The following is a 13,185-nucleotide window of genomic DNA, read 5'->3' on the forward strand; positions in this document are numbered from 1 at the left end:
CCTGGCTTTAAACAAGCTGGTTATACTCCTGCAATTGTTTGAAAACGGATACAGACCATGACAGAAGCTGCCCTCGCCCCCGAAACCCCGCACGCTCCGTCTGTTATTCGGCTGCTGCTCGGCAAGCTGGGCATCGCCTACGAAGAAGTCCTCGACCATCACGGCCTGAACACCGCGCGTAAAGTGCAGGCAGTGTTGCTGGAAGATGCCGTCGGCGCGCTCATGGTGCTGTTCCCCCAGAGCCAATTGCTGGACCTCAACCGCCTCGCCGAACTCACTGGTCGCCGGTTGACTGCTGTATCCACCGATCGCCTGGTAAAAATGCTCGGCAAACACAACCTGAGCCTGCTGCCCGGCCTGCCGGCGCTCACCAGCTCGCCGTGCCTGTATGAAGAAAGCCTGCTGCGCGAACCGACGTTGCTGATCAACTCGGGCGAGCCGGGCGTGTTGCTGGAAATTTCCAGCGACGCTTTCAAAACCATGCTCACCAAGGCCAGCGCCGGCAATTTCGGCGAAGCCCTGACCAGCATCCGCCCGAACCTCGACCGCCCCGACGATGACCGCGAGGAAATCACCCAGGCCGTGCAAGCATTCACCGCGCGACGCATCCAGCAGCGTCTGGAAGCGACCATCGAGATTCCGCCGCTGGCCGAAACCGCGCAGAAAATCATCAAACTGCGCGTCGACCCCAACGCCACCATCGACGACATCACCGGCGTCGTCGAAACCGACCCGGCCCTGGCCGCACAAGTCGTCAGCTGGGCAGCGTCGCCGTACTACGCCTCGCCGGGCAAAATTCGTTCAGTGGAAGACGCGATCGTCCGGGTACTCGGTTTCGACCTGGTGATCAACCTGGCGCTGGGCCTGGCCCTGGGCAAAACCCTGAGCCTGCCCAAAGACCACCCGCAACACACCACGCCGTACTGGCAGCAATCGATCTACACCGCCGCCGTCATCGAAGGCCTGACCCGCGCCATGCCCCGCGCCCAGCGCCCGGAAGCCGGCCTGACCTACCTCGCCGGCCTGCTACACAACTTCGGCTACTTGCTGCTGGCCCACGTGTTCCCGCCGCACTTCTCGCTGATCTGCCGCCACCTGGAGGTCAACCCGCACCTGTGCCACAGCTACGTGGAACAACACCTGCTGGGCATCAGCCGCGAACAGATCGGCGCCTGGCTGATGCGCTACTGGGACATGCCCGAAGAACTGGCCACCGCCCTGCGCTTCCAGCACGACCCAAGCTACGACGGCGACTACGCCGAATATCCGAACCTCGTGTGCCTGGCCGTGCGCCTGCTGCGTGGTCGCGGGATTGGCTCCGGCCCGGATGAAGACATCCCAGACGCCCTGCTGGAACGCGTAGGCCTGACCCGCGACAAAGCCAACGACGTTGTCAGCAAAGTCCTCGAAGCCGAAGTCCTGCTGCGCGAACTCGCTTCGCAATTCAGCCAACCCTGAAAAGCTTCGCGGGCAAGCCTCGCTCCTACGGATCACCAAAACTCTGTAGGAGCGAGGCTTGCCCGCGAAGAATCCAACTCGGCCCACCTGAATCACCACAACCCCTGTGGCGAGGGAGCTTGCTCCCGCTCGACTGCGAAGCAGTCGCAAACCCAGCCAACACGGAACGCCTGGTACAACCCAGTCTCAAGTTTCAGGGCGGCTTCTCAGCCCAACGGGAGCAAGCTCCCTCGCCACAAAAAGCCCCGTCACCACAGACTTGATCGATAGCCTCAAACCTTAGCTGCCACCTTCGCCTTCCTAGGCTTCAAATACTTGGTCAACCCCTGAAACCAGATCACCAACGCCGGGTTGCCCTTGATCTGAATCGACTTGTCCTGAATCCCCGTCATAAACGCCAACTGCTTGTTCTTCGCCTGCATCGTGGCAAAGCCATACGCCGCATCCTTGAACGCAATCGCAAACGCCGGCTCCGCATACACCCCAGCCTTGCTGGTAATGCGCTGATCCTTCACAAAGAAATGCCGCGCCACCTTCCCGTCCAGGGTCTGTAGCTGGAACACCAATGCCTTGTCAACCAACTGCTGCTGAAACGCAGGATTAGTCCGACTGGCCTTACCCATCAACAAACCAAGCATCCACAGAAGAAAACGAAATTTCATGCGCACAGCCTCAAAAGAAAAATGAACGGCCGGCGCAGTGTAGCCGCTTCAAGCCAGAACGCCACTGTCGGGTTGCGTTAGAAGAAGATGAACCGCTTTTCACGCATGATGACTGCCAAGTCACGCTTTCCCCGCCTCCACCTTGATCATTCCCACGCTCCCGCGTGGGAATGCATCCCGTGACGCTCCGCGTCACACCCAACACCCGCCCTACACCTGAAGAAACACATTTCTGTAGGAGCTGCCGAAGGCTGCGATCTTTTGATCTTAATGCCCTCAAACCTCTCGGACATTTCCTTCAAAACGCCGGGCTGTTCATGAACTAGGCAGCCCTCACCTTCACCGATAACCTCTGTTCGTCACCGCAAAATCGGTGACACGGACGTGCAAGTCCGGTCCAGGTGCACAATCGTTGATGGCAATTCATCGAGCGTTTTCCTATGCTCGCGGATCATTATGGCGGCTGTGCGTTGGAGACCTTCGGGTCTGCCGGGCACCTGGACCGGTCTTGCACACCAACGCACAGCTGCCACCTCTTTCGAAGTGCAAAGCGAAACGGTGTCAGCCTCTTAATTCCCAGGAAGTTAACATCTATGATCAAGCCAACACCGAATCCTCCCGAAAACCCAGCGACATCCCCCTACGAATCCTTCGATTCGAAAAAACTCCACGCAACGAAGCCGCCGAACGCGCCCTCGACCACCATTTCGCCCCGCCACCCAACGAAAAACCCAAACGCAAAGGCAAACTCTTCACCGTCTCCCCCGACATCGACATCGAAGCCCTCCTGGCCAACGCCTCAGAAGACCTGAAGTCCATCAGCGCCATCGCCACCGACCTGGCCGATGACATCGACGGCACCCGCCGCTCAGTCGCCCTGGCGCTCAGCAGAATGGCGGATGGGGTGCAGTTGATGGTGGAGCGAGCGCTGGATCACATTGATTCGCCGAATCCGGCGGAGTATCGGGCTAAGGCATAAAGGGACCACAGAAAGAAAAAGGGGACGTTGAGTCCCCTTTCTCAATGATCTCGACTCACCACTGACAGCCTGTCTCTGGTGACGCCTCCATGCTGATATCTTGATCGAACGAATACTTCTTACCGGATTTGTAATTCGTGTAGTACATCGAGTTTACCCGAGCCGAGGGTGTAATTAGTTTTGTGTAAACGGTCATTTGGCAGGAGACTGCCTACCCCAAGGAAATCCAATGACCGAGTCAAAACCCAAGCGCGCCAAACGAATCAAGCCTGATCCTGAGCTGGTCAAACTGGCTGACAGCCTGCTGACCAACTACAAAAAGCCTGAAGACCTCATCGGCGAAAACGGCCTGCTCAAACAGCTGACCAAGATGCTGGTCGAGCGGGCCCTTGAGGCCGAGATGACCGAACACCTGGGGCACGATAAAAGCGCTACGATCACCAACACCGCCGCCAATGCCCGCAACGGCCACAGCGGGAAAACCCTCAAGGGTGATTTTGGCGAACTGCCGCTCGAGATCCCCCGCGATCGGCAAGCGTCCTTCGAGCCACAACTGGTCGCCAAACATCAAACCCGCTGGACAGGCTTCGACGACAAGGTCATTTCCCTCTATGCCCGAGGCTTGAGCGTCAGAGAAATTCAGGCTCACTTGCAGGAAATGTACGGCACAGAAGTCTCTCCCAGCCTGATCTCGGCGATTACCGATGCAGTCAGTGACGAGGTCAAGCTGTGGCAAGCCAGACCGCTGGACGCGCTGTACCCGATCCTTTACCTGGACTGCATTCACGTCAAAGTGCGTGACGCTGGCGCCGTGCGCAATAAGGCGGTTTACCTGGCTATCGGCGTCAACATGGCCGGTCACAAGGAAGTGCTGGGGCTGTGGATCGCTCAAACCGAAGGCGCAAAATTCTGGCTGCAAGTGGTGACCGAACTCAAGAATCGGGGCGTGCAGGACATCTTCATCGCCTGCGTGGACGGCCTCAAAGGTTTCCCTGAGGCGATTGAAGCGGTTTACCCGAAAGCGGTCGTTCAGCTATGCATCGTGCACATGGTGCGCAACAGCTTGAACTTCGTATCATGGAAAAAGCAGCGAGAAGTGGCGGCTGATCTCAAGCTGATTTACACCTCGGCCACCGCCGAGTTAGCGGAGCAACGGCTCTGCGAATTTGAAACCAAATGGGACGCTGAGTACCAGTCGATCAGTTTGTCCTGGCGGCGAAACTGGGCACGGGTCATCCCGTTTTTTGATTATCCAGCCGAAATTCGCAAGGTGATCTACACCACCAACGCCATCGAGTCGATCAACATGAGTCTGCGCAAAGTGATCAAAACGCGTGCGTCGTTTCCGACCGATGAGGCGGTGATGAAGCTGTTTTATCTGGCGCTGAACAACATCAGCAAGAAGTGGACAATGCCGATCAGGGACTGGAAAGCGGCCTTGAATCGCTTCAGTATCCAGTTCGAAGATCGGCTGCTGTCGGTTTAACAGAAATCCCGTTTACACAAAATCTGGGACACCCTCCCCGAGCCCCCTGAGTCGCCCTTTCATACTCCCCCGTCACCACACCGTCAGAAACCTCCACCCAAGTCGTCGTGAACTGATAAGGCCCGCCCTCCGTCATGACTTCTTCCTCAGTGTTCCGATAGACGAGAGGAATGGCCTTCTTCGACTTGCTATACCTAACCCCCGCGCCGCTCCATTTGGTGACCGAGTCGTAATAGGTTCTGAATTCGAAATTGATGTTTTTGCCTTCCAGCGAACGGAAACAAGAAACCTGTGTTGTGACCTCACTGCGGGCAGTCAACGGCAACACCAACAACAGCATTAAAAATAAATTCTTCACAAATCCCTCTGATCTCATTTTTTTGAAAACGATGACGTGCGCTCAGTAGCGCTTACCGCATGTCTAAAGTGAAAAATCCGAGACCTCTGCAAGCCGCCAACATTGCCCACGAACAAACTGATACTCGAAGACATAATCGGTATCCGGTTTCTGCAGGATCGCCGTGGCGTTGTTACCCCGCTCTTCCTTGACGGTCAACGTAAGACCGTCGGCCTCTCGTTTCACGCGATCCGGGATGATTGGAAACTTGATCTGATCGCCGCTGACGTTGCGCTTTTCCATCTCAGGTTCGGGATCTCCCGCCACAGTCGTGATCAGTTGCAGCGGTTGTTGAACGAACGTTTTTTGCACGTCTGCGCGCTCGGAAAAAGCTGCGAGGAACGCTGAAAACTCGTTCGAGGGACAAGCAACATTGGCCGCGTTACCACCGATTTTACGCGGCTCCTGGCTGATGCCATGTTCCAGTTTTGAATCCGCAATAATCTTTGCATCCAAGTCTGCCAGACGCTTTTTAATACTCGCCGCATGCTTGTAAGCACATTCAACATCTACGCCCGCTTCCAAGTTTCGCCCATCGCGACAGTCCTGCAATTCGGGATCTGGCGGGTCACCGCGAAAAAACCGCAAAGACAACTGATCCCCGTCCTTAATCAGTGGTAACTCCAGCGTCGAATAGGAGTAGCCCTCGAAACCACGGTCCGACTCCTTGTTTTTCATTAGCACATACAGGGACTTCCCCGCTTGCTCAGGGAATTTTCGCTCGAAGAAGAACACCGACACTATCTGTTCGCCAATGACCGGCGCTACATAGGTGAGTTCTGGTTTCGTAGCACTCATCGTTGCGTAGAAAATTTCACCATTGGGAACGTACGCGCCTGTCGTCTGACCTTTGAGCATGTTCTTCAAGAAAAATACCGTGATTTTCTGCTCACCCACCGAAGCCACCACCGGTGGATGCATTTGATCGATGGTTTGTAGGTCATTGGCTAACGCTGGTTGTGACAAAAAACCGATGATTGATGCAAGTACGCACACACAACTAAAAAACCTGGCCACTGCCATTCACTTCCCTGTTGATCCACGAGCTGATCATTCTTCAAAGACTTACGCCGCCGACTTAAGGCCGCTCATAGTTGATCCTTTTAACCGCAGGACTCTCCTGCTGAAGCTGTCTCTTCGTGACGCCATAAGCCTTGATCAGCCCTTCCCAGGAACCTTTCGATCCAAACGACCGATAGCTATTGCTGTAGCTGTAATGCTCTAACCGTCCGGCCGTCGAGTAGTAACCGCGCCATTCAGGGCAGGATCCGCACCCGCCATAACCGCCAATTGAAACCAGGCTGCCCTTGATTCCTTTCACGCAATCCATCGCCACGACCACGTTAATCAACATCTTCGTCTTCGCACCGTCGGACGTGAGCTGTGAAACTTTGTCGATGTTGCGCCGAAGCACTTTGCCGCCGATGTTGATTGTCTGGTCGGAGCAGACCGGAATTACGTGGGTTTCAGTTTCTTGCACCGTCACGGATCGACAGGACGAAACCAACACCACTTCAACACCGCCACACTGCATGACATCGCGTTGGGTGTAGGCATCCGAAGGAGCGGCGAAAGTTGGAGATGAGAGCAGCAGCGAAAGGCTGCCCGCGAGAAGACGCTGATTCATGGAAAGTTCCCTTTCACCGTTAACTGGCCTGTTTTTTCGCGAGGCACGTTGCATAGCCATCGGCGAATTTGGCATCGAATGACAGTTCCACCGGTTCTTCCAGTTCAGCCGAGGTATTGAGCAACACTCGGGTATCCGGGATGTATTTGATCCAGCCGATGGTCCCGGTGCCGTCCGTGTCATAGAGCAACTTGGCCCGCACGGTTTCACCGTCGTCATCGTCAATCAGCAGGTTGACCCTGTCCTTGCCGACATAGCGAAATGGGAAGTTGCTGCTCCTGACCATCTCGGTGAGGTAGCCGTAGCAACTTCCTGCTTCGGCGTTTGCCGGGATGGCGTAGGCGAGGGGCAACAGTAAAAGAGCACTCAGCACAGCCCGAATGAAAAAGCGGTTCATCCAATCATCCTTAATCAAGCGGCGGCGATTCTGCGTCAGTCATCGTCAACAGCCGGAACTCATTGTTCACAAACTCGTAGTAACGATCCCGGTAACGACTTTCCAACCGATTGCCTTGCGCGTCCTCTTCGCCATCGAGCGCGAGACCGGAAATGAAGATCAAGCGGCTATCGGGCTGGTAGGACATATAGAAAGTGTTGCCGTCGTAAGCATTTGGCAGCCCGCCGGTAACCTCTCCGGTGCGCGCGTCCAGCACTTCGCCACAAATGGCGCCGCCGCCACAGCCGAGCCGGTGCAGGATGTAATGGCCGGCGAAGTTGACCTTGCCCTGGAGGGCTTTGGTTCGGGCGCTGTCCATCGTTGGGCTGCTGGTTTCTTGCGGCACAAGTTCATGGTTAGCACCGCTGAAAACGGGTGTAACGCTGTAGTCCTTGAAGGCTGGATCGGCGCCGAATGCCAGGGATGTGGACGCTGCCAAGAGGCCGGCGAATAGAACGAAAAATCCTTTCACGTTGTTACTCCATCGGTGCAGTGCATCATCGGCATGCTCATTGGAAAGCAACGCTGCGCACGGCAGTCTTGATTTGTTCGAACCCTTCGGCGCTTATCGCCAATGGGGTGGCCGAGCCTGACTCGGCTGAGCCGATCAGCACCCGCTCGCCTTGAATCAGGCAGAAGGCAATACGGCTGAACTGAGGTTGTTGCTTGTGGTGGTAGCCGATGATGAATCCCGACGACTTTGCCCCCTCCAGTGACTCAAACGCATAGGTTTGCGGGTTACCCGCCAACGGCGTTGGCACCCAGCCGTGATCGGTCAGGGTTGCCGGGCATTTGCGGTCGTTGCTCTCGCGCAGCAGTTGCAGTTCGATCGTGTCATCCGATGGCGGCTTCTGCGTCGTCAGGACGGAAAAGCTGCCGACGTTTTCACACATGACCCCGAACCACGTCTGGCTCAGGTTTGCCGACTTCTCGAAATTCCATTCATAGCCGCTCGACGTCTGCGCTTGCGACAAGTGAGGTGCGCTGGATGTTTCGGGCAGCTGTTTTGCCGCGACAAACACCAGATCGGGCGAGTTGAACTGCAGCCATTGATCTTGCGAAAGCGTCATCGAGAAACGGCAAGGCGTCATGTCGACCGAGGCTTCGACTGGCCCTTGCGCAATCTGTGACTGGTCAGATGCATTACCGACCAACACGGCATTTTCAGCAACGGCATGGCCGGCCTGCACAAGCGCAACAAAGCTGATCCGCAATCCGCGCAGGCATCGATGTTTCATAAAGCCCATTACTCGGACTGCCCTTCATAACGCTGTGTCTGCGGATTGAATTGCCACAAATGGGGCCGGGTCATCGCCTCGCTGCCCTTGTAGCGAATCTGGTCGTGCTTGTCTCGGATGTAGGAGTAGATCTCGATATCTTTGATATCGCCGCCGTTCCTGGGCGGGCCGTCCAGAACTTTGACCCCGGCGAAGTAGTCGCCTCCGATATGCTTCAAGTAACCATGGCACTGAATCAGGAAGGCGAACGTCATATCACCGGCCGAGCCATGACTTGAGTAGGAGGTGAAAATGAAATCCTCCTGACTGTCGCCATTGAGATCACCGCGGTACACCACCTTGCCTTCTTCCCGAATGAATCCGTCATCGTGGAATCTTGAGTGTATGTCCAAGACGTAATCGGGTCTTTCCATCCATTGCGAGAGGAAATTCTTCGTATCGGTTTCCGAATTACACAGATCCGTCGCCATGCTCGCCATCGGCAGCCAGGTCATACAAACCAACAACAGTCGTTTCACTTCGCATCCTTCGAATTCATCAATTCCAACTCACCATCGCGATACAGCACCTCACACCCCATCCACGCCGGATCAACCTGCGGCATCACCGCCGACGGTTTGCGCAGCTCCCGCAACAACGTCGAGCCATGCGACAAGCGCCCGCCCATCCGCGCAATCACCGCCCGCGCCGCTTGGTAGTGCACATGTCGCCCCGGATCGAGGGTGTCTTCGAGCAAAATGTCATCGCCAAGAACACCCTGCACCTGCCCCGGATAAATCATGAACCCGGTCGCCTGTTCGGCGCCTTCGCGGCCGTCCTGCCAGAAGCTGCCGTCGCGGGTTCGAATATCCGGATGCGGTGCGAACCAATGCGCTCGGTCGGCCATCGGCATGGCGTGGTGCAGGCGGAAGAACACCCGCATCAGGTTGTCGCGATACCACTCGCGCGCTTGCAGGTAGTAACCGCGCAGGCCCGGCAGGCCGGTCGAATGGGCCACACGGATAAGCCCCGACCATTGCGGGAAGGCCTGCAACGGCAAGTCAGTGGGCGCCGGGCGTTGCGTGGCCGGATCGGTTTCCCACGGCAACCGATGAGGGCTGTTCTCGAGGTTGTCGTAAGCGGTCGGCGGACGCCCGAGCCAATCGCTGCCACTGCTGGCCAGCGCCGTGGCGATGCACAGGTTGCCTTGCACCACGAACACGTAAAACCGGGTGAACCAGTCCGCCAGTTGCTGGCCATCGGCACCTTGCGCGACGAGTTCGGCCAGCTCCTGATCGAAGCGCTGCAAGCCGTGTTCAAGGCTCAGCAAGTGCCCGCGTCCAATGCGCTGCATGCGCAGGAACAACGGCACCGAACGCAGCAGCCGCAACGGTTGCCATGGCAGATGCGGGGTCGCGCCACCGACTTCACCGGCGTAGTTGCTGGCGCTGATGCCCCAGTCGGCGAGTCGGGCGAGGAACAGATCATTGTTGATGTAGGAGGCGCCACCAAACACCGCAGTAAACGGCTCGTTGTCCTGCAACACCCGCGAATCCCAACGCGCCATGATCGCCGGAATACTCGCCGCCGCGCGGCGCTGGGCGTACTCCACCAGCACGCTCGGTTGCGGCGGCAGGATCTCGGCAATGTTGGCGGCGGTCAGGTGGCGGCGCCAGCCGTAATCGCTGATCGGCCGGTATTGCAGCAACCACAGTTGCGTACCGTCCCAAGCCCATTCGACGTCGCCGGGCACGTAGTGGAATACGCGCAGCACGTCTTGCAGAAAGCGCCACAGCAGCTCTTCGGTCAAACCGTGGGACGGCGTGAACGTGCCGCTGCGCCAGGCATCGCCAACCCGCGACAGCGTTGCCCGCGAGGGGCTGACGTGACCATCGGCCAACGACTCCAGATGGCCTTCAACCCATTCGAGTTCTACCGACAGGTGTCGGACAAACGCGATGCCCGAGATCTGTGGCGTGATGAAGCGCTGCACCACCACTTCCTCGACACCCTCGGCCGTCAATTCGGCGATGCGTGTCGGCACGTTGGCGCTCGGCTCACGCAGGAAGGTCGTGCTCAGACCGGCATTCGCCGAATCGGCCTGATCTTCGCCATAACTGGAGGAGCGCACCGCCCAGGTCACGTCGGGTTGGGCGGCGAGAAAGGCTGGCAGACGCGGGTCATTGCAATCGTTGAGGGTCAGCGCCACCGGCACCGGTTGCCGGGCCAATTCAGCCAAGCGCAAACGCCCGCCCTTGGTGTGCGCCACAAAACCACGCTCGCCGGATTCCAGCCACTGTGCGAACTGCGCCGGCGCGTCGATCCACGGGTAATGGCCCCAACCGGGTTTCAGGCTGATGGTCAGGTCGGCGCGGGCCAGAATCGCCGACCATGCGGCGGCTTGTTCAATGCCGAGCACGTTGTCCTGATCGCCCCAAATCAGCTCGACCGGATCGGTGATCCACTCCAACAGCGGCAACGCGGTATCAGCACGAATCAGATCCCAGTGCGGCACAAACGCGCGGCAGCGGGCATAGCCGTCACCCATGCGTTGGTACTGCACGGGCGTCCAGATCTGGTTGGAAAACTTGCGCGCGAACAGTGTCGGCTTGTTCGCCAGCAGCCAGTGAATGGTCTTGCGAATCGGCAGCGGCGACATCAACGCCGGCAGCCGACGTTGCCAGAGAAATGCCCCCACCGGCGCCAACAAAACACTACGAGAAAAATGCCCAGGACGACGTTGCAGCGCGTGCAGCACCAATAGCGCATTGACCCCGACCGCCATGATCGCGCTGCCCTTTTGCGTCATCGCCAACAAGGTCTGCGCGTAGGCGGCAAGATCCTCGCAAGGTGGCTGCGGGTTGCTGCCAAAACCCGGCAGCTCCAGCGGCATCACGGTGTAGCGCTGAAAATGCGGCAACGCGTCATCCCACCAATCGGCGGCGCTGCCGTTGCCGGCCAGCAGGTACATCAAGGGCTTGCTCATGGACAATCCTCAGGCCAGATCGCGCAGAGCCGCGTCGAGGGTCGGATAACGAAACGTGTAACCCGCCTCGCTCAAGCGCTGGGGCACCACGCGCTGACCGTCGAAGAACAACTGCGCCATCTCCCCCGCCAGCGCGCGCACTGGCGCCGCAGGAACGTGGAACCACACCGGACGCTTGAGGACTTTGCCGACGTTCTCGGCAAACGCAGCCTGACTGACCGTCTCCGGCGCCACCAGGTTGTAAGTGCCGTGCAGACTTTCATCGTGGAAGGACCGAGCGATCACCCGAATCACATCGTCGCGGTGCACCCAACTCATGATCTGCTGGCCATCGCCCATGCGCCCGCCGAACCCCAGACGAAACGGAATCAGCAACGGCAACAACGCGCCGCCCGGACCGAACACCACACCGAGGCGCAGCACTACCTGACGCACACCAAACTGCGTGGCCGGTTGCGCAGCCGCCTCCCAACGCGCGCAGAGTTCGGCCATGAAACCGTCGCCCTTGCCGGCCTGTTCATCGAGGCTTTCGCTGGCATCGCGCACACCGTAAAAACCGATGGCCGATGCCTGCACCCACAGCGCCGGTTTGTGCCGCGCATTCTTCAGCCAGGTCATCAAGCTGTCGGTGGTGTTGACCCGGCTGGCGATCAATTGCGCCTGACGCTTGGGACTCCAGCGCGGCCCGGCGACTGGCGCCCCGGCCAGATTGATCACCACGTCGAAGGTTTCGTCGTGACCGAGTTTGCTCAGCGAACGCACGCAGCGCGCCCGGCCGTCGAACAGGTAAGCCGCCTTCAGCGGATCCCGCGCCAGCACGCTGACCGTGTGACCAGCATCGAGCAATTGGTTGACCAGCGTTTCACCGATAAACCCGGTGCCGCCGGTCACCAGTACGCGCTTATAGGCCCCGCCCGCGAACGGGTTCGACGGTTTGCCTTCGCGTTGCATGCGCAGCGCCGCCAAGCCGTCGCGAATACCCGAGGCAGTGACCCCGATAGCAAACAGCGTCAGCAACCAGCCACGCCAGCCAAAATCAATCGCGCTCAAACCTGTCGGCAAACTCGACCACTGCGCCAGTTGCACGCCATACAACGCGAAAAACGCCCCGCCATTCACCGCCAAAACGGTGTGCATGATGCGTTCGATGGCCGGCAGCTTGCGGCTCCGATCCTCGACCACGAAATCCCATAGCGTCAGACCAATCTCCAGGGCAAACAGCAGCGCAATAACAATCGCCCACGCGCCCTGAAACGCCAGATGCGCCATGCCCAGAAACAGAACCCCGTAGAAACACGAACGCAATGCGTGGATAGACAGCTCAAGCCGCGCACTGTGTCGATAAGGCAGCGCGACGGTCAGTTCGTGGTGATACAGGGTATCCAGCGCCCCCAGAATGGCCTGGGCAATCAGCAATGTAACTGCCCAATCCAGGAGAGAAAAATCAGGCATGGTCGGCGTCACTCGGTGTGTGTTTTGAGGTGGAGGTGCGGCCGTCGTGGCGATAAAGCCAGAACAGCGGCGGCAGCAAAGTGAGCAGCGCGAAACTGTCGAACCACAGGTGCGACCAGACCTGCGCCTGGAAGGAAACCAACATGTCCTGCGGCGCCCAGAGCACGATGCCAGCGATCAACCAACCCCACGCCATGGGGGTTTTGAGTCGATGGCCGAGGTGCACGAGGGCAAGCATGTAGAGGGAATAGCTTTGCAACGTGGCGCCGAACAAGGCGAGCCACCACACTTGTTGCTCGCGGGCGGCGCTCGGCACCACGTCCGTCCAGAAGGCGTATTCGATGGTTTGCAGGTAGCCGTCGAGCAATCCCGAATGGCCGGCCCAGGTCAGCAAGACGCTGACGAGTAGATGCACCAGAGCGGCGGCATATAGCCAAACGACCAGAGCTTTGCGAAGGGTGTTTGAAGGGACTGGCATTCCGTGT

Annotated in this window: 12 protein-coding genes and 1 pseudogene; 3 read left to right on the forward strand and 10 right to left on the reverse strand. The window is 58.3% G+C overall.

The features are described from left to right. Positions 1–57: 57 nt before the first annotated feature. Positions 58–1,458: an aminoacyl-tRNA deacylase and HDOD domain-containing protein gene (locus ACYZT2_RS00345; RefSeq protein WP_461969166.1), complete on the forward strand. Its 1,401-nt coding sequence runs from the start codon at positions 58–60 to the stop codon at positions 1,456–1,458. Positions 1,459–1,730: 272 nt separating this feature from the next. Here ACYZT2_RS00345 and ACYZT2_RS00350 read toward each other — a convergent pair whose 3' ends face one another. Then, on the reverse strand, positions 1,731–2,120 hold the full coding sequence (locus tag ACYZT2_RS00350; RefSeq protein ID WP_461969168.1) for a helicase: 390 nt from the start codon (positions 2,118–2,120) through the stop codon (positions 1,731–1,733). Positions 2,121–2,713: 593 nt separating this feature from the next. Here ACYZT2_RS00350 and ACYZT2_RS00355 point away from each other — a divergent pair. Both ACYZT2_RS00355 and ACYZT2_RS00360 read left to right on the forward strand, forming a co-directional pair. Continuing rightward, a pseudogene (locus ACYZT2_RS00355) lies at positions 2,714–3,099 on the forward strand (DUF6124 family protein). A gap of 229 nt (positions 3,100–3,328) precedes the next feature. After that, positions 3,329–4,585 (forward strand): IS256 family transposase, encoded by a 1,257-nt coding sequence (locus tag ACYZT2_RS00360; protein ID WP_461969170.1) that lies wholly within the window; start codon positions 3,329–3,331, stop codon positions 4,583–4,585. A gap of 421 nt (positions 4,586–5,006) precedes the next feature. Here ACYZT2_RS00360 and ACYZT2_RS00365 read toward each other — a convergent pair whose 3' ends face one another. From ACYZT2_RS00365 to ACYZT2_RS00405, 9 genes are read right to left on the reverse strand one after another with little or no spacing between them, the layout of a single operon-like run. Continuing rightward, the gene (locus tag ACYZT2_RS00365; RefSeq protein WP_461969172.1) at positions 5,007–6,005 is read right to left on the reverse strand and encodes a hypothetical protein; all 999 of its coding nucleotides are present in this window, start codon (positions 6,003–6,005) and stop codon (positions 5,007–5,009) included. A 55-nt stretch (positions 6,006–6,060) separates the two neighbouring features. Then, a complete protein-coding gene (locus ACYZT2_RS00370; RefSeq protein WP_461969174.1) occupies positions 6,061–6,609 on the reverse strand; it encodes a hypothetical protein in 549 nt (182 codons plus the stop codon). A 19-nt stretch (positions 6,610–6,628) separates the two neighbouring features. Further along, positions 6,629–7,006, reverse strand: coding sequence for a hypothetical protein (locus ACYZT2_RS00375; RefSeq protein ID WP_461969176.1), 378 nt, complete (start codon positions 7,004–7,006; stop codon positions 6,629–6,631). Positions 7,007–7,016: 10 nt separating this feature from the next. Then, positions 7,017–7,517, reverse strand: a complete 501-nt coding sequence (locus tag ACYZT2_RS00380) for a hypothetical protein (RefSeq protein ID WP_461969178.1) — start codon at positions 7,515–7,517, stop codon at positions 7,017–7,019. Positions 7,518–7,554: 37 nt separating this feature from the next. Further along, positions 7,555–8,283, reverse strand: coding sequence for a hypothetical protein (locus ACYZT2_RS00385; RefSeq protein ID WP_461969180.1), 729 nt, complete (start codon positions 8,281–8,283; stop codon positions 7,555–7,557). An 8-nt stretch (positions 8,284–8,291) separates the two neighbouring features. After that, a complete protein-coding gene (locus ACYZT2_RS00390) occupies positions 8,292–8,801 on the reverse strand; it encodes a hypothetical protein (RefSeq protein WP_461969182.1) in 510 nt (169 codons plus the stop codon). Next, a complete protein-coding gene (locus ACYZT2_RS00395; RefSeq protein WP_461969184.1) occupies positions 8,798–11,248 on the reverse strand; it encodes an alpha/beta hydrolase in 2,451 nt (816 codons plus the stop codon). Before ACYZT2_RS00395 ends, ACYZT2_RS00390 begins: the two co-directional genes overlap by 4 nt. Before the next feature lie 9 nt (positions 11,249–11,257). Beyond that, positions 11,258–12,700, reverse strand: coding sequence for a TIGR01777 family oxidoreductase (locus tag ACYZT2_RS00400; RefSeq protein WP_461969186.1), 1,443 nt, complete (start codon positions 12,698–12,700; stop codon positions 11,258–11,260). Then, positions 12,693–13,178 carry a cell division protein gene (locus tag ACYZT2_RS00405; protein ID WP_461969188.1) on the reverse strand — a complete coding sequence of 162 codons (486 nt, stop codon included), beginning with the start codon at positions 13,176–13,178 and terminating at the stop codon, positions 12,693–12,695. The genes ACYZT2_RS00400 and ACYZT2_RS00405 overlap by 8 nt, the downstream gene beginning before the upstream one ends. Positions 13,179–13,185: the final 7 nt, after the last annotated feature.

The organism is Pseudomonas sp. MDT1-85, assembly GCF_054898065.1.